The 19438-nt window shown below is 42.4% G+C and carries 15 protein-coding genes; 8 read left to right on the top strand and 7 right to left on the bottom strand.

Annotated features, from left to right (window positions below; translation table 11 throughout):
- Positions 1–241: 241 nt before the first annotated feature.
- A complete protein-coding gene (gene pyrC / locus ACMFL8_RS10960) occupies positions 242–1312 on the bottom strand; it encodes a dihydroorotase (RefSeq protein WP_026037065.1) in 1071 nt (356 codons plus the stop codon).
- 352 nt (positions 1313–1664) lie between these two features.
- Between pyrC and ACMFL8_RS10955 the strand changes: the two genes are divergently transcribed.
- Positions 1665–2903 (top strand): argininosuccinate synthase, encoded by a 1239-nt coding sequence (locus tag ACMFL8_RS10955; protein ID WP_010196371.1) that lies wholly within the window; start codon positions 1665–1667, stop codon positions 2901–2903.
- 110 nt (positions 2904–3013) lie between these two features.
- On the opposite strand, the gene ACMFL8_RS10950 is transcribed toward ACMFL8_RS10955, so the two are convergent.
- Positions 3014–4231: a hypothetical protein gene (locus tag ACMFL8_RS10950; RefSeq protein WP_413190989.1), complete on the bottom strand. Its 1218-nt coding sequence runs from the start codon at positions 4229–4231 to the stop codon at positions 3014–3016.
- 140 nt (positions 4232–4371) lie between these two features.
- Here ACMFL8_RS10950 and ACMFL8_RS10945 point away from each other — a divergent pair, with 140 nt between their 5' ends.
- The gene (locus ACMFL8_RS10945) at positions 4372–4887 is read left to right on the top strand and encodes a L,D-transpeptidase (protein WP_194619124.1); all 516 of its coding nucleotides are present in this window, start codon (positions 4372–4374) and stop codon (positions 4885–4887) included.
- A gap of 148 nt (positions 4888–5035) precedes the next feature.
- On the opposite strand, the gene ACMFL8_RS10940 is transcribed toward ACMFL8_RS10945, so the two are convergent.
- A complete protein-coding gene (locus ACMFL8_RS10940; protein ID WP_413190988.1) occupies positions 5036–6616 on the bottom strand; it encodes a CYTH domain-containing protein in 1581 nt (526 codons plus the stop codon).
- A gap of 239 nt (positions 6617–6855) precedes the next feature.
- Between ACMFL8_RS10940 and ACMFL8_RS10935 the strand changes: the two genes are divergently transcribed.
- On the top strand, positions 6856–8076 hold the full coding sequence (locus ACMFL8_RS10935) for a DUF4349 domain-containing protein (RefSeq protein WP_413190987.1): 1221 nt from the start codon (positions 6856–6858) through the stop codon (positions 8074–8076).
- Between the two features lie 171 nt (positions 8077–8247).
- Here ACMFL8_RS10935 and ACMFL8_RS10930 read toward each other — a convergent pair whose 3' ends face one another.
- Positions 8248–9834 carry an isocitrate lyase gene (locus ACMFL8_RS10930; protein WP_189580155.1) on the bottom strand — a complete coding sequence of 529 codons (1587 nt, stop codon included), beginning with the start codon at positions 9832–9834 and terminating at the stop codon, positions 8248–8250.
- 783 nt (positions 9835–10617) lie between these two features.
- Here ACMFL8_RS10930 and ACMFL8_RS10925 point away from each other — a divergent pair.
- A complete protein-coding gene (locus ACMFL8_RS10925; protein WP_010196381.1) occupies positions 10618–11607 on the top strand; it encodes a LysR family transcriptional regulator in 990 nt (329 codons plus the stop codon).
- Between the two features lie 446 nt (positions 11608–12053).
- Positions 12054–13427, top strand: coding sequence for an NAD-dependent succinate-semialdehyde dehydrogenase (locus tag ACMFL8_RS10920; protein ID WP_189580158.1), 1374 nt, complete (start codon positions 12054–12056; stop codon positions 13425–13427).
- A 153-nt stretch (positions 13428–13580) separates the two neighbouring features.
- On the opposite strand, the gene purN is transcribed toward ACMFL8_RS10920, so the two are convergent.
- Together purN and purM are read right to left on the bottom strand one after the other, a co-directional pair.
- Positions 13581–14273 (bottom strand): phosphoribosylglycinamide formyltransferase, encoded by a 693-nt coding sequence (purN, locus tag ACMFL8_RS10915; protein WP_201593683.1) that lies wholly within the window; start codon positions 14271–14273, stop codon positions 13581–13583.
- Positions 14273–15322 (bottom strand): phosphoribosylformylglycinamidine cyclo-ligase, encoded by a 1050-nt coding sequence (gene purM / locus ACMFL8_RS10910; RefSeq protein ID WP_194619116.1) that lies wholly within the window; start codon positions 15320–15322, stop codon positions 14273–14275. Before purM ends, purN begins: the two co-directional genes overlap by 1 nt.
- Before the next feature lie 350 nt (positions 15323–15672).
- Here purM and ACMFL8_RS10905 point away from each other — a divergent pair, with 350 nt between their 5' ends.
- From ACMFL8_RS10905 to ACMFL8_RS10895, 3 genes are all read left to right on the top strand, one after another.
- Positions 15673–16776, top strand: a complete 1104-nt coding sequence (locus ACMFL8_RS10905) for an AI-2E family transporter (protein ID WP_010196390.1) — start codon at positions 15673–15675, stop codon at positions 16774–16776.
- Positions 16777–17101: 325 nt separating this feature from the next.
- Positions 17102–17905, top strand: a complete 804-nt coding sequence (gene hda / locus ACMFL8_RS10900) for a DnaA regulatory inactivator Hda (RefSeq protein WP_010196392.1) — start codon at positions 17102–17104, stop codon at positions 17903–17905.
- 71 nt (positions 17906–17976) lie between these two features.
- A complete protein-coding gene (locus ACMFL8_RS10895; RefSeq protein WP_189580170.1) occupies positions 17977–18684 on the top strand; it encodes a DUF2057 family protein in 708 nt (235 codons plus the stop codon).
- A 123-nt stretch (positions 18685–18807) separates the two neighbouring features.
- On the opposite strand, the gene ACMFL8_RS10890 is transcribed toward ACMFL8_RS10895, so the two are convergent.
- Positions 18808–19284 carry a Dps family protein gene (locus ACMFL8_RS10890; RefSeq protein ID WP_413190986.1) on the bottom strand — a complete coding sequence of 159 codons (477 nt, stop codon included), beginning with the start codon at positions 19282–19284 and terminating at the stop codon, positions 18808–18810.
- Positions 19285–19438: the final 154 nt, after the last annotated feature.

The raw sequence follows: 19438 nt of genomic DNA, 5'->3' as shown, positions 1-19438 counted from the left end.
TATCTACATTGCTTGATGGGTTGTCGTTCGGTAAGGCGGCATCGTTTTTAGTGGTCATATCAGGTTAAATCGCTTTTATCAGTCGTATTGTTATATTGAATTAGAAATGAGTATCCCATGAAATCAACCGCTCCTTCAGTACAAAGGCATTATTGATATCATAGGATAAAATACAGAGGTTGCTTTATAAGTGCTATGTTTTATAAGTACTGTTTTTTATAAGTGCTATGCTTTACAAGTACTATGCTTTGATAGACCAAGGCAGCGTCTCGCCCGCCATCAGCGGGGTCAATGATGAGCCATCAAAATAAGGGTAGCCTGCGGGTACTTGCATAGGCGTTTTGATTAGGGTAATCGTGCTTTCATTGACTGGCAAGCCATAGAATTGAGCACCAAAGCGACTCGCAAACCCTTCTAACTTGTCTATTTTGCCAACACTATCAAAAGCGGTGGCATACAAAGGCAAAGCAGTTGCCGCACTATAGCAGCCAGCGCAGCCGCAAGCCGCTTCTTTTTTATCCGTTGCATGTGGGGCAGAGTCAGTGCCCAAGAAGAACTTTGGATTGCCGCTGGTGGCGACATCTAATAATACCTTTTGATGACTTTCGCGCTTCAAGATAGGCAAGCAATAAAAGTGTGGTTTGATGCCACCAACCAACAGATGGTTGCGATTAAACATCAAATGCTGCGGGGTGATAGTAGCTGCAATGTGATTGCCTTGCGCCAAGACAAAGTCAGCCGCATCACTGGTAGTAATGTGCTCCATCACAATCTTTAACGTCGGGAATTTGATGATAATTTGTGCCAATACCTCATCTAAGAAGCGTTTTTCGCGGTCAAAAATATCCACATGATTTTGTGTCACTTCGCCATGCAACAGTAGTGGCAGGTTGTGCCTTTCTAACGCTTCAAAGACATCCACACAGGCATTGATGTCAGTGACACCATCTGCAGAGTTGGTCGTGGCACCAGCAGGGTAGAGCTTGACTGCTTGGACGATACCTGACTGTGCTGCCATTTCGATATCTTGCGCCGTCGTCCGATCTGTTAAGTACAACGTCATGCGCGGGTCAAATGCTGCTTGGCGCTCCGCAGCCAAATCGCTAGCTTGTAGATGCTCCATGATCCGCGCACGATAGGCGCGCGCATCGTCGACATTTTTGACAGGTGGTACTAGGTTTGGCATACAAATAACACGGTTAAAACTACTGGCTGCATGCGGTACGGTAGTGGCTAAGGCGCTGTCATCACGGAGGTGAATGTGCCAATCATCTGGCTGAAGGATGGTCAATTCGGTCATTGAATCAGTCATAGTGTCATCGCGCTCTATATCGTCATTTATGGGAATAAAAAGAAATGATGCTGTGTGGCTATAATAACAGATTTGCCTGCGCGACTAAATATGCGACTAAATATGCGACAACATATCTGTATATCATTTATGGGTCATTGTGTATTTACCAAGATGAATAAGGATTTTATGCACATAATGGCGTGAGACGATAAGCAAATGAATACCAAAAGCTAGCACCTTGTGGCAGTTACACTTTTGCCGATAGTAAATATGATGTACACTGAGCAAGCAATGTATCTTTTGATTGATTCTTAGCGTCTTTTACCCTTAGCATAGTTCACACAGTCAATTCTCATAATAGGAGTTATTCATGGCTCAGCTTGATCCAAAAAATATTAATAAAATCGTACTGGCCTATTCAGGTGGTCTTGATACCTCAATCATCGCAAAATGGCTACAAGTAACCTATGATGCCGAAGTGATTACCTTCACTGCTGATATCGGTCAAGGCGAAGAAGTTGAGCCAGCACGAGCCAAAGCTAAAGCCATGGGCATCAAGCACATTCATATCGAAGACTTGCGTGAAGAGTTTGCCCGTGATTATGTATTCCCAATGTTCCGTGCCAACGCCATCTATGAAGGCGAGTATCTGCTAGGTACTTCTATCGCGCGTCCATTAATTGCCAAGCGTTTGGTTGAGATTGCCAAAGAACACAACGCCGATGCGATCAGCCATGGTGCGACTGGTAAAGGTAATGACCAAGTACGTTTTGAGCTTGGTGCAGTTGCCTTGTCTCCAGACGTTGTAACCATTGCGCCTTGGCGTGAGTGGGATTTATCAAGCCGTGAGAGCTTGATGGAATATGCCAAAGAGCATGACATTGCCATCGACTATGCAGGTAATAAGAAAAAATCACCTTATTCTATGGATGCCAACTTACTGCACATCTCTTATGAAGGCGGTATCTTAGAAGATCCTTATGCCGAAGCAGAAGATGATATGTGGCGTTGGTCGGTCAGCCCAGAACAAGCCCCTGACGAAGCCCAATATCTAGAGCTAGAATATGAAAAAGGCGACATCGTTGCTATCGATGGCGAGCGGCTCAAGCCTTATGAAGTGATGATTAAGCTCAACGAAATCGGTGGCAGTCATGGTATCGGACGTTTGGATATCGTAGAGAACCGTTATGTAGGCATGAAGTCACGTGGCTGCTATGAGACGCCAGCAGGTAACATTATGCTAAAAGCACATCGCGGTATTGAGTCGCTAACGCTAGACCGTGAAGCTGCGCATCTAAAGGATGAGCTGATGCCGCGCTATGCAAAAATCATTTATAACGGCTACTGGTTCAGCCCTGAGCGTATGATGCTACAGGCGTTGATTGACAAATCACAAGAGTATGTCAACGGTACCGTTCGCGTGAAACTATATAAAGGTGCTGTGAGTGTCGTCGGTCGTAAATCAGACGATTCACTATTTGATGAAAAAATTGCTACTTTTGAAGATGATGCTGGTGCGTATGATCAAAAAGATGCCGAAGGTTTCATTCGTTTGAACGGATTACGTTTGGCGATCGAAGCCAGCCGTGGTCGTGATTTATCTAAGTAAGTTTTTTGGCTACTTATAGCCAATTAGGAACTTAGACCGCACAACAAAAAAGAGACTCTATGTTGATAGGGTCTCTTTTTTTATGGCTGCTTTTTTATGACTATCCGTGTCTACTCAGTTTTTGCAGTGTCTGCAATGACAGGCTCATCATCGTCTACTTTTACGATGGCCACATCTTGCTGCTGACGTTCTTCGAGGAGGTCTTGCTCTATGACCTCTTCTGTTGCAAGGATAGCACCATCAGATTTTTGGCTTTGATATTTGAGAGTGGCGAGCGCACCAAGAATACCGATGACGACAAGAATGATGAGAATAACGGGATTTTTCCAAAGCGGTGTTGAGGTCTCATACTCAATCGGTTTTTCACTGATCGTTGCTGGTGTGTTGTCGTTATTGCCACCGATTAACCCCAAGCTAACCAATGGCGGTTTCGGGGGATTGGCAGGTTCAGAGTTTACGCGCAGACGGTTTCGGCTGAGATAGATATCCGAGATTTTGGCTAATTGTAGCAGCCAGCGTTGGTGCGGTAACGCAATTGCCTGCATTTCTACAAACACCAACATGTCATTATGGCGGCCTTGCTGCAAATTATCAGGTGAGCGCCCGATGGCTTTTAGGTAGTTGCCAGTTGCCAATTGCATGTCTTGCACAGGATCATGATTTTCAGGTTTGAATGCCGTCAGCTCGTACCAGTAAGTATCAAAAGCTGGCGGGGCGCTTGGCAGCTGTTCCATGTTTAATAAATGTGGTTCTGTGCTATCTTGTGCATTTGGGGCGTTTTCGGCTGCTAAAGTGTTTGTCTCAATTGCTGCAAAACGTGTTGCGGATAAAAACTGCGGTTGTAAGGCGAACCATTTATTAATTTCATCATTATCGAGTTGACTGTATTCTGCCAAGATAGCCAGCTCACGGAGTACAATCACACACAAAGCGGTGAGTAAAATTTGTGCTTGTTGCGTCGTTGCGTCAATTTTTGCTGCTATCCGATCGCTTGCTTTAATCACTCGTGCACTATCATTGAATATGGCGTCCGCAGCATCATGCCGATGATACAATGTTGCATTAATAGTCGCAAAGTTCATCGAGTTATACTGTCGTAACTCTTTAACAGCACTACGACTAAATAGCTTTTTGCTGACTGATTGTCCCTGATAACGCTGCTGATAGGCGAGCAGCGCACTTACGATGGCTTGTAGACTGGCATCCATCCCTAAGCGAGCTTGCGGTAGAGAGAGCTGTGCAGCATCGGCCAAAAGTGACAGCATCGGCTGGGTATCATGATATAAAAAATCATACATCGACACACGTGTCGGTGAAATAGTCGTCATAATCTGCTAGCATCAAAAAGTGTGCCCCTATATTACGGTGCCAAATGTCTTGATACAATCCCTTGATAATAGAAATTTTCAATCATTTTACTAATAACCTTAATAGTAATCTGATGAATGACTGATAGTCGGAAGCATTTATGACCAATAATAAGACGCTTGATAAACAACTCGTGATTAATATCGCTGAGCAAACATTAACGATGTACCAGCAGCAGACTGAGGTTGTGAGATACGTAGTCTCCACTGCAAAGAATGGTATTGGTAGTCAGCAGGATAGTGGTTGCACGCCGCTCGGTAGGCATACCATTGAACAGAAAATAGGTGGTAGCGAGCCTATGAATGCTGTGTTTATAGGGCGTGTCCCTACAGGCGAAGTGTATAGTGCGGATTTTGGCGTACTACATCCTGAGCGCGACTGGATACTGAGCCGTATTTTATGGTTAAGCGGTCTTGAGGAAGGCGTTAATAAAGGCAGAAACAGCCAAGGCAGCTGTGATACTTATCAGCGCTATATCTATATCCATGGCACGCCAGACAGCGAACCGATGAGCGCACCTTACTCACACGGCTGCGTCCGTATGCGTAATCAAGACATTATTGAGCTGTTTGAACAAGTCGAAGAGGGCATGCCCGTTACGATCGTTGTTGATTAGGTCGTGTTGCGTACAAATTTAGCCATGGCGCTGATAGACACTATTTAAATACGATAAAAAAATACAGCCTGTTATACAACAAGCTGTATTTTTTATGGAACGTTCTTATTTTATGAGAGTAGTGTCCGTCTTAAAAATAATATTACTACTACCAAAACGTTGAGCTGTCCGCAAATTTTGCTAAACGTGCGTCAATATGACTTTGGTCATCAGTCAGTATGGCTGCAAACCAACCCGCGCCATATAAAGCATTAGCATCTGTTGTTGATTTTAGATTGTAGAACTGCTGATATTGATTATCATCGTTCAGTTGTTCTAACGCTTTTTGCGCTTTTATCAGCCGTTTTAGCCAACGTTTGGTTTTCTTCTTAGCTTTTTTCTTACTTAGTAAAGGTACGGAGAATTCACTGATGTAACGCAAATCTCTTAACTGATTGAGCAACTCGCTTTCAGGTTGGTCATTATCACCGATGTCTTCGTCTACATCATTGCTCATACGCTCGGTAACACTTACTTCGTCAGTTTTTTTATTGGTTTTAAGGCATTTTTTATATTGTTTGGAGAGGACTTTTTCCATCTTGTCGCGGGCAAGCTGATCAGTCTGAGGTTCAATGCTTGGGTTGCTCATAGTAAAGGCAATCAGCTCTAGCAAGGTTATCTGAAAGTCATTGGCTTGCAGCGTATTGATAGGTGTAATTTTAATATTTTCGATATCTGTCGTCCAGTCAACGGCAGGCGCGCCACATGCTTGTAGCTCAGGTTCGATCTGTGCGTTGATATAAGCAAGTTGATAATAATTGCTAAGTAAGTTCGCAGTTTGATTAAGTATCGGCAGCCACTCAGGGTTAATTTCATCGGAGAAGTCGACAAATGCTTTCAACGCAGTACGCAAGCGATCAATACCAATCCGTAATTGTAAAGTATGATTATCATCTATGCTGCCAGCGACGATAGCACTACTATTTGGTAGTATCTGCAATAAGCAATTGTGTACTACCGCACGTATAAAGGCAGGTGCACTGCTGTCTTTGTCTATTTGCAATTGACTTAGGTTTGTGTTGACTGCAGGACTGTGGCTCTGCTCATTAATAAGTAAGCCGCCATTTTCGGCTTTGGTGACGGTAGATAGACACAGCTTATAACGCTTACACCATGTTTTGGCAGTCGTAAATAGAAAATCTAAATCTCCTGACACCAATTCAAACTCTATCTCTCGAATGGCTTTGCGCCGAGTTTCATCAGTACCATGAATAATTTCTCCCTGATCATAAGCCATTTCGATACAATTATCGGTTTCATCCTCATTACTTTCCGTTAGCAACCGCGTAGTGCGCTCGACGTCAGTAACATAAAGTCGTGTTAGCGTCTTTGCTAGCTTTTTGAGTTTAAAATCAGCCAATGCCTCAGCGATTGGAGTGTCTTCATATATTGTCAAATCAGGCATCAGCTCATTCTTATCGAGCATCGCTTGTACCTGTTCATTGTCCAATACAACATTATGCTCTAAGCGCGCCGCAATCCCATCACCACCCGCTTTGATAGTCTGTACCCATGTATCACCTTCTTTGCGAATGCGCAGGCCGATACTTGCTTGTGCAAGCTGCTGGTCAGGCGTATCGTAATAGTGTGCCGCCAGTTGCAGTACTTGTGACGATTTAACGTGCGTTTGACGCATCAAACCTTTTAACCGCGATTCTGGCACCAAAAACTTCAGCTCTATTTCTTGCATCGTATTTTCCTAGTCAGGTAATCAAATTTCGATAATCATAGTCAGGTATTAGTGGTTCGATAATTATAGTTCGAGAATCATAGTCAACTGACTAACATCGTATGAAAGCTGCCTCATAATGACAAGTGAAATTTTGACAGTTTGCATGCGTTTTGTGCTTAGCAATATACTTTTGGCAAATAATCATTATAATCAAGGCAAGGAATTAAACAAAAGTAAGATAAAATGGAGTTACAGCGATGAAAACGAGACTAAAAAAGACAGGGGCTTTTTCTGTAAGACAAGCCCTCAAATCAAACACGTCAGCATCAGATTACAGTGACTCCATCTTCCAAACGGCGACCTGGGTTAAAGTATGTAGCGTTATAGCCTTGACTGCCATTATCGCTAGTGGCTGCAGTCAACAAAATGAGGAATATGAATCAGAACAAAGTAGCGCTGAGACCGAATATGTGGCTACGGAACAAGCGATTGAAGATATAGCGGATCAGGGTGCTGATATATCAGATACCAATAATAAAGACTCACCTAAGTTACAAGTACAAAATCTATCTAATGATAGTGAGCAAACCCTTAATAGCCAAGCGGCTGATATAAAAATAGCAGGTAAGACCTTACTTATCAATGCGGCAGCTGACTTTAAAGTAGAGGATGTGGTAGAGAGTAGTAGCGCTATTGAAAGTTTAACCTATCAGCAAAAGGGTTACGTTGCATCAAGTCATATTAGCAATCGGGAGCGCGATAGTCGTGGTTTTGTTCAAGGGGATAAGAACGTTGTTTTGACAACCTATTATCGACAAGCTGAGATGACCGTACGTATCCCTAGACAAAACGTGAACAAGTTCCTAAAACAAGTACAGCAGCAAGTGGCTTTTTTGAATGAGCAGGAATTCTCAGCTCAAGACGTCACTTTGGATATATATCGTGAGCAACTGGCAAGTAAGCTCAATAGCGATATGGCAAAGGATCTCAGTCAAGAACGGCTTGATAGCAAAAATGATAAAGATCAAACCAGTAATGTCGATACGATCACCGCCACCTATGCGGCGCGGCAACAGCAGGAATATGCGCAGTTAGAGCAAATGAATATTGCGGATAGAGTGAAATACAGTACGATCAACTTAACCTTTACGCAACCGGATATTAGCTATAAAGAAACGACGCAGAATATAGATCTACTGATAGAGGCTGAACGTCCAAGCTTTAGCGCACAAGTGGGTCAGGCATTCAAAGAGGGTTGGGAAATGTTAAGAGAAGTCGCCATCACTTTGATTAGACTATGGTGGCTTGTCGTATTAGTAGGGGTGTTTTATATGGTTTATAGACTTATAAAAATACTGTATCGCACATTTCGTAGAAGTACTAGACGTATGAACCACGCCAAGCTCAACGCAAAACGTAGGTCTGATATGAAAACTAAGGGTAATAGCCATACTGATGACCGTCATTCTAACGATTAAAGCGCGTTTTCTATCGAGAGTCAGTTTTTGAGATGCTTGTTATTCAACTGAGTTTTTGATTGTATTCTTTATAGTGGGTAACGTCTGCCCATAAAAAAGCCGCCCTACATCATGTAGGGCGGCTTTTTTTATAACTTTTACTGATAAAAACTACTTACAAAGTGTCGGTGATTAGAACTGGTTCATTGTGTTCTTGCCGCCGCCAGCTTTCAGAGCATTATCGCCTGAGAAGATTTCTTTGTGATCATCGCCAAGGTCAGAACCTGCCATTGCTTGGTGCTTAACACAAGAGATGCCTTCACGGATTTCTTTACGTTGTACGCCAGCAGCATAAGCAAGCATACCTTCTTCACCGAAGTAGCCTTTAGCAAGTTCATGAACGCTAAGAGCAGTCGTGTGGTAAGTCGGTAAGGTGATTAAGTGATGGAATACACCAGCTTCACGTGACGCGTCTTTTTGGAAGTTTTTAGCCGCTTCATCAGCTGCTGCATCCAATTCAGTACCGTCATAATCAGCGCTCATCAAGTCATTCTTGTTGTATGCTGAAACGTCTTTACCAGCTTCTTCCCATTCAGCGATAACTTGCTTACGGAAGTTTAGCGTCCAGTTGAACGATGGGCTGTTGTTATAAACCAGCTTCGCTTTTGGTTGCTCTTCTTTAATACGATCAACCATCATTTTGATGTGTTCAACGTTTGGCGTAGGCGTTTCGATCCATAGTAGATCAGCACCGTTTTCTAGAGCAGTTACGCAATCAAGTACAACGCGATCGATGTTAGTGTCTTCACGGAATTGATACAAGCCGTTTTGCAAGCGAACAGGGCGTACTAGTTTGCCGTTGTGCTTAAGCAAGCTATCGTTTTCTAGAGCATCTTCTAGCGTTACTTCTTCCATTTCGATAAAATCGATATATTTAGAAGCAAGATCGCCTGGCTCATTTGATACTGGGATTTTTTGCGTAAGTGACGCGCCTTCAGAGTCAGTACGAGCAACGATAACACCGTCTTCAACACCAAGCTCTAAGAATGCATAACGAATAGCATTGATTTTTGAGATGAAGTCTTCATGCGGTACAGTTACTTTACCAGCCTGATGACCACATTGCTTAGCATCAGATACTTGGTTTTCAACCTGAATAGCACAAGCACCCGCTTCAATCATTTGCTTAGTTAGCAAGTAAGTCGCTTCTTCGTTACCGAAACCAGCATCGATATCAGCAATGATTGGCACAACATGCGAATCAAAGTTTTCGATTTTTTCTAGAATGGCTGAGGTGTCTTGACCCGCTTCTTCAGCAGCGTTTAGCTCACGGAAATAGTCATTCAATACTTTAGCATCAGCTTGACGTAAGAACGTATAGATCTCTGCGATTAGCTTAGGTACTGACGTTTTTTCGTGCATAGATTGGTCAGGTAGAGGACCAAACTCAGAGCGTAGTGCTGCTACCATCCAACCTGATAGATAGATGTAAGTTTTAGCAGTAGTACCAAAGTATTTTTTCTTAGCATACATCGTTTGTTGTGCAACAAAACCATGCCAAGCACCTAGAGACTGAGTGTACTGAGACGTATCGTTGTCATAGTCTTCCATGTCTTGGCGCATGATTTTTGCAGTATACTTTGCAATATCTAAACCGGTTTTGAAACGGTTTTGTGCCATCATACGTGCAGCATCAGTTTCGCTGATATTTTGCCAGTTACCGTGTTTTTGCTTTAATTCACGTACTAGATCGATCGCTGACTTATAAACAGTTGACATATATAGTCTCCTTGGTGGGGTGTAAAAACGATAAAAATTAAGTGATAAAAAATGATTACGACTGTCTGTTATTAAAAGAAATAGAATAAGATTTTATTAACGTTATCGACATCTTATAAGAATGGACATCACTAAAAAGGATGGATGGTTATATTCGCCAAAAATAAATGTCTATCAAACGTAGCTCCACTTACCCTAAACAAACCTATCTATAAACACAAGGAATTTGCTGAACTCAGCAGTTGACAAATTGTCTGGTACAGGGCGATAACTTTGCGCTCATTCAGTATGTTTTATAGACTGCCAAAACAATTATAGAGTTGTGATTTCATAATTGGCGATGAGAGGTGTTACAATAATCAATGATGCTATCGTCTAAAAAATATAATCGTCTAAAAGTTAATTTAGTAGTATTGATGGTCAATTCATTATGTTTTGCTATCGATATAGACCATTAAAATATAGTGTTGGTCAGTAAGGCTTATAATCAGCATCTCAACCGACAGTTTCTTGCTTACATGACGACTTGTCTGTGTCACTTACTATAACTGCCTTACCAAGATTTATCTAATTTATGATAGTTATCTTGGGTATTTTATTTAGTTATAATATATAAAAAACAATGTCTTATGATTGCTGGTTTGCGTTATAATTGGCAAATACTAGAAAATTTTAATCAAAAAAACAACGATATTGTGCGGTTCTAGAGAATAAGTCTCTATGACAGCATTAAAAATACCAATATTTATAATGGTATTTATTCTAAGGCAAAGAGAAATATATATGAATTTGCAGCGGGTTGATTTAAATTTATTGGTACATTTAGATGTATTGTTACGAGAAAAAAACGTGACACGTGCTGCCGAGCAGCTTGGCATTACTCAACCTGCTATGAGCAATATTTTACGGCGTTTGCGTAAACTATTTAACGATCCATTACTGGTACGTTCCTCAGAAGGCATGACGCCAACCGAGCGCGCGCTTGAGCTACAGCCCCGTATCCGCGAGATATTGGCTGACTTGACCCAAGTTCTAGAGCCACGTACCGAATTTCGCCCTTATAGTACCTCACGTGTCTTTCGTATCATGACCTCAGACTATGCAGAGGCGACCTTAGTACCCAAACTGGTAAAAGCATTACGGTCTGAAGCACCCAATGTCATCTTGGATTTCTTGACGCCATCCGATGTCTCTTATCGCGATATGGAGCAGGGGCGCGTGGATTTGGCCATCAACCGCTTTAATGAAATACCGCAAAGCTTTCACCAAGTGTTGGTCTGGCGTGATACTTTTAGCTGTTTATTGTCTTCTGACAGCCCTTATGCCAACCGCTTCAATCTCAAAAATTATCTAAAAGCGCAGCACGTTTGGGTGTCCAAAACAGGGATGGGCGTAGGGTTTGGGGTCAACCCAGAAAAATCTGGCGGGTTAGGTTCTATCGATCAAGCACTGCAACGTTTGGGACAAAAGCGCCAAATCAGCGTTTTTACCCGTCATTACCAAATGCCGGCTATGCTGGCAGCCAATAAAGATTTGATCGCGACATTGCCCACCCGTGTGGCAAAAATGCAGGCCAACAACGACAGTATAAAGATGGAAGAGCCACCATTTTTTATCCCTGAGTTTGAGCTAACCATGGCGTGGTCACCTTTGTTACAGCATCATCCAGCACATAGATGGTTGCGTCAGCTTATCATGCATGTGGCACGTCAAATCGTTGACGAAGAAGAAAATCCACCGCAAGACATTCCTATTATTAATCATTTGTTTTAATTGGTTTTTAAGCAATTATGCAATCAATATAGTCAGTTATTGAACTACTTAAAATACCGTTAACGAGCTCGTATTTAGTACAGACCATGAACCAGCCTTACAATTAGGCTGGTTTTTTTTGTTTAGTTTTTCTAAAAATGATTATTCAATATTTAATTATTTATTAATAAGATAGTCACACTATTAACATCTTCAACACACTTCACAATATATTGTAAAACTCTTCGCCGATTACCTTGTTATTATAGCTGCAGATGGAAGACGACTTACCGACATGTCGTTCTATCAGCGTGACAACTAAATAATTACAAGTCACGACTACACTGCAAGTCACGACTACACTGAAAGTCACGACTACACTGAAAGTCACGACTACACTGAAAGTCACGACTATACTAAATATATAAAATTCAAATATATAAAACCAAATAACAAGGGCAGCAATTATGTCAGACATTACTACTATCAACCCAACCACGGGCGAAGAGATCAAAAATTACGATTACATGAGTACAGATGAGGTCAACAAAATTGTTGATGCCTCACACAATGCGTTTTTAGAATGGCGCAAGGTGAGTCACGAAGAACGTGGTCGTGCCATCAAATCTATCGGTGATAAGCTGATGGAATATAAAGAAGAGCTATCTAAGCTAATGACCGAAGAGCGTGGCAAGCTTTATAGCCAGAGTTTACAAGAGTTGGACCTGTGTAAAGCAATCTGTGATTATACGGCTGAAAATGGTGTTGCTTCTTTAGCGGACGATGTACGTGATATCGAAGGTATGAAAAAAGGTATCGTATCGTATCAGCCTATCGGTATTATCTACGGTATGCAGCCTTGGAATTTCCCAGCATATCAGGTATTTCGCTATACCATTGCCAACTTGATGGCTGGTAACAGTATCCTGCTAAAGCATGCGTCTAACGTGACGGGTTCAGGCTTATTGATAGAGAAAATACTTCACGAATCTGACTTGCCAAGCGATTTGTTCCGCACTATTATCATTGATCATGACCAATCAGAAGCGTTGATTGGACATGATAAAGTACGCGGTGTGACATTGACTGGTAGTGACTCAGCTGGTGCTATCGTTGGACAACAAGCTGCTAAAGCGATCAAAAAAGCCGTGTTAGAGCTTGGCTCAAATGATGCATTTATCGTATTAGAAGATGCTGATATAGAAGTGGCAGTAGAAACTTGTGCTCAAGCTCGCTTGATCAACAACGGCGAAACTTGTGTGGCTGCCAAACGCTTCATCGTCGTCGATAGCGTGTATGATGAATTCCGTAAGCGCATCGTCGAAAAGTTTGAAGGCACAAAAGCTGGTGACCCAATGGATGACAGTTCAGACATCGGTCCTCTAGCACGTATAGATCTACGAGAGCAGCTCCACGATCAAGTAGAAAAGAGTGTGGCTAAAGGTGCAACCATCGCTGTTGGTGGTACAGTTCCTGAAGGTAAAGGCAGTTTCTACCCAGCAACTATTCTAGAAAATGTGCAAAAAGGTCAGCCTGCATATGACGACGAACTGTTTGGTCCTGTCGCGTCACTCATTCGTGCCAAAGACGAAGAAGATGCTATGCGTATTGCCAACGACAGTCGCTACGGTTTAGGTGGTGCTATCTTCTCTAAAGATGAAGAGAAAGCCATTCGTTTAGCACGTGAGCAATTCGACACAGGTATGATTTACATCAATGGTTACGGTCTTGCCAATCCTGCACTGCCTTTTGGCGGCGTGAAAAACTCAGGTTATGGTCGTGAGCACGGTGGCTTTGGTGTGAAAGAGTTCGTCAACATCAAAGGTGTTCATGTATTTTAAGAATACATACCAACATGCTTATGATTGTTTATATTTTTAAAATATAAATGGTCATTAAATAAAAAAAGCCCAGTTACTCGTTATGAGTGACTGGGCTTTTTATTGTGTTATATAAATTACGTTATAAAAAAATAACTCAGCAAACTGAATTTTTTATACGTCTATAAATAGTTGTAAAGGCAAAGCTGGCAAGTAAGTTGTAGCCTTTGACGAGATGTTGTCTACTTCTAGCGATAACACATTTTTTGCTAACAGTAAAATCGTCCACGGCAGTAGCTGGTGTTCAAGCTTCTGTACTCTTGACTGTAAGCTTTCTACTGTGTCGTTAATATTGACGTTCAATACCGCTTGGGTTAACACTTGACCTGCATCAAGCTCAGCGGTGACGACATGGATACTACAGCCATGATGACGTTCACCCGCTTGCAACACTCGTTGATGAGTATCTAACCCCTTATAAACAGGCAGCAGAGAAGGGTGAAGATTGATCATCGGTGCTGGTGCATTATCGATAAATGAGCCGCTCAGCACTCGCATAAATCCAGCCAAAACAATTAAGTCAGGTTGCCACGCCGTTAATTGGGCACTAGCATGGCTCTCAAAGGTTTTGATAGCCATGCGCTTACCGCTATCAGTGTGCGATAACACGGCGACAGGTATGTTGGCTTGCTCAGCACGCTTGATAGCGTAGGCATCTTCACGGTTGCTGATGATACCTACTATTTCAATCGGTAGCGCGCCTGCTTGCATCGCATCTATTAAGACTTGTAGATTGCTACCACTACCTGATACTAGCACGGCAATACGTAACGGCTTGATGGGTTGGCTTGATTGATCAAGGGACATTAACGGTATACCACTGCGTCGGCTTCACGATTGATCATCTCACCCAGTTTCCAAGCATTCTCACCAGCATCATTTAATGTTTCAATCGCCTTGTCAGCGTGCGCTTTAGGCACAACAATCACAAAACCAACGCCACAGTTAAAGGTGCGGTACATCTCACTTTGCTCGATATTACCTTGGGTTTGCAACCAAGTGAACAGCTCTGAAAACTGCCAGCTATTGGTATCGATGCTAGCGGCTAGCGTTTCAGGCAATACACGCGGTAAGTTATCCGTTAAGCCACCACCAGTAATATGCGACATAGCATGGAGGGCTGAACTACCAAGGGTATCTTGTAGGGCTTTAATGGCTTTGACATAGATGCGTGTCGGTGCCATCAGCGCGTCTTGAATAGATTGACCATCTAACTGCTCATTGCTGCTAGTGACATCAATACCGCTGACTTCGATGACTTTACGCACTAGTGAGTAGCCATTAGAATGCGCGCCACTTGAGGCAAGAGCGATTAAAACATCGCCTTCTGCGACATTTTCGCCAGTGATGACTTCCGCTTCTTCGACCACGCCCACACAAAATCCAGCAAGATCGTAATCATCGTCTTGATACATGCCTGGCATCTCAGCGGTTTCGCCACCGATAAGTGCACAATTAGCCAGCTTACAACCATCACCAATGCCGCTGACGACAGTAGCAGCGACATCGACATCGAGTTTACCAGTTGCATAATAATCTAAAAAGAATAAAGGCTCAGCACCACACACCAATAAATCGTTGACACACATCGCTACCAAGTCGATGCCGATCGTCTCATGACGATTCAGCTGTAAGGCAAGCTTGAGCTTAGTACCGACACCGTCAGTACCAGAGACTAATAAAGGTGAGGTGTAACCTGTTGGAATACGGCACAACGCGCCAAAACCACCCAACCCACCCACGACTTCAGGACGAGTCGTGGCTTTTGCTACGGACTTGATTCGCTGCACCAATGCATCGCCTGCATCGATATCAACGCCGGCATCTTTGTAGCTTAACGAAGGCTTGTCACTCATAGTCATCTCACAGTTGGGGAATATAATTAGAATTAAAAGGTAAAGTAATTGATTATGCAAAAATCAAGGTTATAAAGTTCGAAGATAGTGGGCGCATTATACCTAATAATAGACCTCACTCGCAAAGCAACTTGCCAATATTCGGCTAAGATTAAAGATAAGCGACAAATTAAACGCTAAGAAACAAAAAATGACTGCTTTTTTTATCTACTCTGCGATAATAAAGTACTTAGAATCAAAGCACTTAGAATTTATAGACGTAAAGATAACCAGACAGTTATTTGGTAGCAATAAAATTGCCTTTTTAACGATAAGTTATCGATATCAGCTTACTTGTAGGATAGCCCTTAATGATCAACCAATCGATTGACCCTTTTTTTCGGCGCTTATTTATCGTCGTCGCGCTTATCATCACCTTCGTTTTGCTGTATTTAATGCTACCAGTCATTCTGCCGTTCGTTTTTGCTTTTGTGCTCGCTTACTTATTCAATCCGCTGGTTAAGCGTCTCTCGAAATACATCAAACGCTGGATAGCCATTATTATTGTCTATTCTACCATTACCTTGGGGATGGTACTGCTGCTTTGGTGGTTGATACCAACATTATGGCATCAGCTACAAGCGGCTTGGGAATATTTGCCTAAAGTGTTGAGCTGGTACAATGAGGTAGTACGCCAGTGGTTGATCGCCAATACCAATATCCGCTTGCCCCTACTAGAAGCGAAGGGCGTCTCTGAAACGTTGGTTGAATACCTGCAAACGCACTATAAGTTCTCTGATGCCAGCTCGATGATGAGTCAAGTGCTTGCTTCGAGTATGAGTTTTATCAATAATGCAGGATTGATTGTTTTAGTGCCCATTTTGACCTTTTATTTCTTGTTCAATTGGGACAAACGCCTGCAGATGTGGAAGATGGCGATTCCAGCACCATACTGCAAAAAAGTCATTGGTATTGCCCAAGAGTGTGATCGGGCATTAATGGCGTTTATCAAAGGTCAGTTGTTGGTGATGGTTTTATTGGGTGCCATTTATGCCGTACAGCTACAACTTATTGGGCTGGAGCTAGGTCTTATTATCGGGATGGTGGCTGGTATCGCCAGCTTCGTACCTTATCTGGGCTTTGGTATTGGTTTTATCGCGGCAATTATCGCTTGTTTGTTCCAATTCGGCTTAAATTGGACATATCTGTCATTGATCGTTGGTGCATTTTTAGTAGGACAAGCCGCAGAGGGCTATATCCTACAGCCTTTATTATTAGGTGATAAGATTGGATTGTCACCATTATGGGTCATATTCGCGGTACTAGCTGGCGCGAGCCTATTGGGTTTCGTTGGTATGCTTATCGCGCTACCAGTATCCGCGGTCATTAATGTATTATTCCGCCATTTGTACAGTTATTATCTCTCCACGGACTTTTATAAAGGTCGGAAACAGTTGGTGTTATTTAAAAAATAATGAACATCTTGTCATTGAAAGTTGATAAATTTATTAGACAATAAGCATAAAATTTGGGCTTGATGGATGATGACTGACAAAGCTTAGTAAGTAAAAGACTTGTCAGTCATTTTGCAAATATGTTATATATAGGCGCAGTAGTAGCGGTAATAGCCGTTACTATGATGGTTTTGATAAGCGTCGTCAGTTTTGATAATTGTCAGGTTAAACTAAGCTTGATTGAAACTTCAAATCTGTTTAAGCGTTTTTGATTAAGCCTGTTTAAAAGTTACCGAACCTTTTTCCTTTTCTACCTATTGCGCTACGCAAACCGAGTTGATGATTCATGGCAGAAGCCCAGCTAAGTCTCAATCTGGACATTAAGCATGATGCGAGTCTCAGTGACTTTGCCGGTCCCGGTTGGATGTCGATTATTGATGCAGTGCGGCAGCTACATGTCGGCCTGATTGGCCAATTGTACCTGTTTGGCAGCCCCGCTACTGGCAAATCCCATTTACTATCCGCTATTTGTGAGTCTTTCATTGAAATGGACAAATCCGCGATTTGTTTGTCACTCAACGAATTGATTCATGCCGATGTCCATGTGCTCTCATCTTTAGAGAACTTCGACCTTATCGCAATCGATGATTTGGAAGTGCTGGAGCAGAGCAGTCAATGGCAAGAAGCCTTATTCCATTTGATCAATCGCAGCCGTGAAGGTCAGCGTCAGTTATTATTTGCCGCCAATAAATCTGCCACTGACTTACCGTTTCAGCTGACAGACCTGCTCACTCGTTTGGCACAAGCGCCTACTTTTAAAGTACCAAATGGTCACGATCTTGCTGACCGTCAAGCCTTGTTGCAGTCTATCTTGCGTCGTCGCGGTTGGCAGTTTGATGAGCGTATTATCGATTATCTACTTACCGAAGGGCCGCATCGTATCGGTGCCATGATGGAGGTGCTCAATTACATCCAGCCGATGTTCTCAAACCTAGGGCGTAGTAATATCTCTAAGGCGGTAATCAGTGATGCTTTGCGTACGATTGATGAGCAAACGCTAGCGGCGGAGCTTGCAGATATTGCCCAAGAAACGCAAGTGGACAATGATGCCGCCAGTCAAGACCAACATACGATGCCACTCGATTTTTAATATTCAAAATGTAATTCATTTTATTCAAAATACCGCTGTTATCAATGCCTTTATTATCAATGGAACCACTTATGAAAACCAATGCTTCTTTACTAAAAAAACTGACCATCAGCACCTTACTAATTAGTGCAGGATCGGTGTCTATGCTCTCACATGCTGCTGTTACTTTGCTCGTCGATGACTATATCAAGGTGACCGCCATTAATGGTCAAGAAGTTCAACAGAGTGCCTTTCAGCCATTGACCAAAAAATTCACTTTGCAGCCTGGTCAGCACGCTATCACCGCGAAATATGACCGACTGTATCAGTTACCTCGCGACGAACATGATTATCTGCGTTCAGGAAATATTAGCGTGACAGCAGAGTTGGCAGACAATCAGACATACCGCTTGACCATGCCCAATCAACCAGAAAAATATGAAGCAGCCAAAGAGTATGCGGATCAACCAACCCTCGCAGTGCAGCAGAACAATACTATTGTCGCTAGTCAAAAAAGCATTGCAAACAACGACGGTGGTTTATTTGCTGGATTGGGCAAAGCGATAGGCGGTGTATTTGGTGGTAGCACTGATGCAGAATTACAAAACCAGCGTGCGATTGCGGCTATTGGTCAGCCATCAGTTACTGCCCAAAGCAACGTCAGCATAGCGCCAACGGCTCCTGTTAGACAGGCTACGAGTGTGAATACCTCTACCAACACGTTAGATGCATTTATGCAGGTTTGGCTACAAGCAACCCCTGCAGAGCGCGAAAAAATGCGTCAGTGGATTCAACAGTAAATCAATACTCTATAAAGTATTGATAATAATAAAAAATTATTGATAATAAAAAAGCACCCATATCGGGTGCTTTTTATTGTTCTACATTCGACTATTATTTAAATTATCGTGATCTGATTGTTATTAACCCAAAAAAGCGTTGTACATCCAGATCAGCTTTTCTTGCTCTTGCACATAGGCATCTACGAGGTCAGCGGTGCCTTGATCTTCACTTTCTGCTGCCAACGCTGATACTTTACGTTGCTCTAAAATCAGCTCTTGTAGGCCAGTTACTACGCCTTTCACACAAGTATTGCCATCTTTGACGTTTTTGTCTTCTTTGATACTCGTATGCTGAGTAAAGTCGCTATACGCGTGGAGTGGTGTACCACCTAACGTCAAGATACGTTCAGCGATTTCATCGATTTGTACTTGTAGGCTGGTATACAGCGCTTCAAACTGTGGGTGCAAAGTAAAGAAATGCTCACCTTTGACATTCCAGTGGTAACCACGGACGTTGATATAGAACATGTGATAGCTTGATAGTAAGCTATTAAGCTCAGTGATTACAGCGCTCATATCTGCTTTTTCTAGGCCGATTTGGTTAGTAGCGTTACTCATAATATTATCCTTATAGTGTGAGTGTGGTTATACGGGATTAAATAAAGAAGAGTAGTTCTAGTTAATCAATATATAAAATATATCAATGTAAGCTCTATCTCTTCCTTTGATGCTTATAATAATAGCAAACTATTATTAATAAGTTAAATTTAAT

The organism is Psychrobacter sp. AT9 (genome assembly GCF_047272965.1).
GTDB classification, from domain to species: Bacteria; Pseudomonadota; Gammaproteobacteria; order Pseudomonadales; family Moraxellaceae; genus Psychrobacter; species Psychrobacter glaciei.
This window is presented reverse-complemented; position numbering and strand designations above follow the sequence as displayed.

Bases quoted from the DNA above. Each gene is read 5' to 3' on its own strand.
- pyrC (WP_026037065.1), bottom strand. From the start codon at position 1,312: ATGACTGATTCAATGACCGAATTGACCATCCTTCAGCCAGATGATTGG.
- ACMFL8_RS10955 (WP_010196371.1), top strand. From the start codon at position 1,665: ATGGCTCAGCTTGATCCAAAAAATATTAATAAAATCGTACTGGCCTAT.
- ACMFL8_RS10950 (WP_413190989.1), bottom strand. From the start codon at position 4,231: ATGACGACTATTTCACCGACACGTGTGTCGATGTATGATTTTTTATAT.
- ACMFL8_RS10945 (WP_194619124.1), top strand. From the start codon at position 4,372: ATGACCAATAATAAGACGCTTGATAAACAACTCGTGATTAATATCGCT.
- ACMFL8_RS10940 (WP_413190988.1), bottom strand. From the start codon at position 6,616: ATGCAAGAAATAGAGCTGAAGTTTTTGGTGCCAGAATCGCGGTTAAAA.
- ACMFL8_RS10935 (WP_413190987.1), top strand. From the start codon at position 6,856: ATGAAAACGAGACTAAAAAAGACAGGGGCTTTTTCTGTAAGACAAGCC.
- ACMFL8_RS10930 (WP_189580155.1), bottom strand. From the start codon at position 9,834: ATGTCAACTGTTTATAAGTCAGCGATCGATCTAGTACGTGAATTAAAG.
- ACMFL8_RS10925 (WP_010196381.1), top strand. From the start codon at position 10,618: ATGAATTTGCAGCGGGTTGATTTAAATTTATTGGTACATTTAGATGTA.
- ACMFL8_RS10920 (WP_189580158.1), top strand. From the start codon at position 12,054: ATGTCAGACATTACTACTATCAACCCAACCACGGGCGAAGAGATCAAA.
- purN (WP_201593683.1), bottom strand. From the start codon at position 14,273: ATGTCCCTTGATCAATCAAGCCAACCCATCAAGCCGTTACGTATTGCC.
- purM (WP_194619116.1), bottom strand. From the start codon at position 15,322: ATGAGTGACAAGCCTTCGTTAAGCTACAAAGATGCCGGCGTTGATATC.
- ACMFL8_RS10905 (WP_010196390.1), top strand. From the start codon at position 15,673: ATGATCAACCAATCGATTGACCCTTTTTTTCGGCGCTTATTTATCGTC.
- hda (WP_010196392.1), top strand. From the start codon at position 17,102: ATGGCAGAAGCCCAGCTAAGTCTCAATCTGGACATTAAGCATGATGCG.
- ACMFL8_RS10895 (WP_189580170.1), top strand. From the start codon at position 17,977: ATGAAAACCAATGCTTCTTTACTAAAAAAACTGACCATCAGCACCTTA.
- ACMFL8_RS10890 (WP_413190986.1), bottom strand. From the start codon at position 19,284: ATGAGTAACGCTACTAACCAAATCGGCCTAGAAAAAGCAGATATGAGC.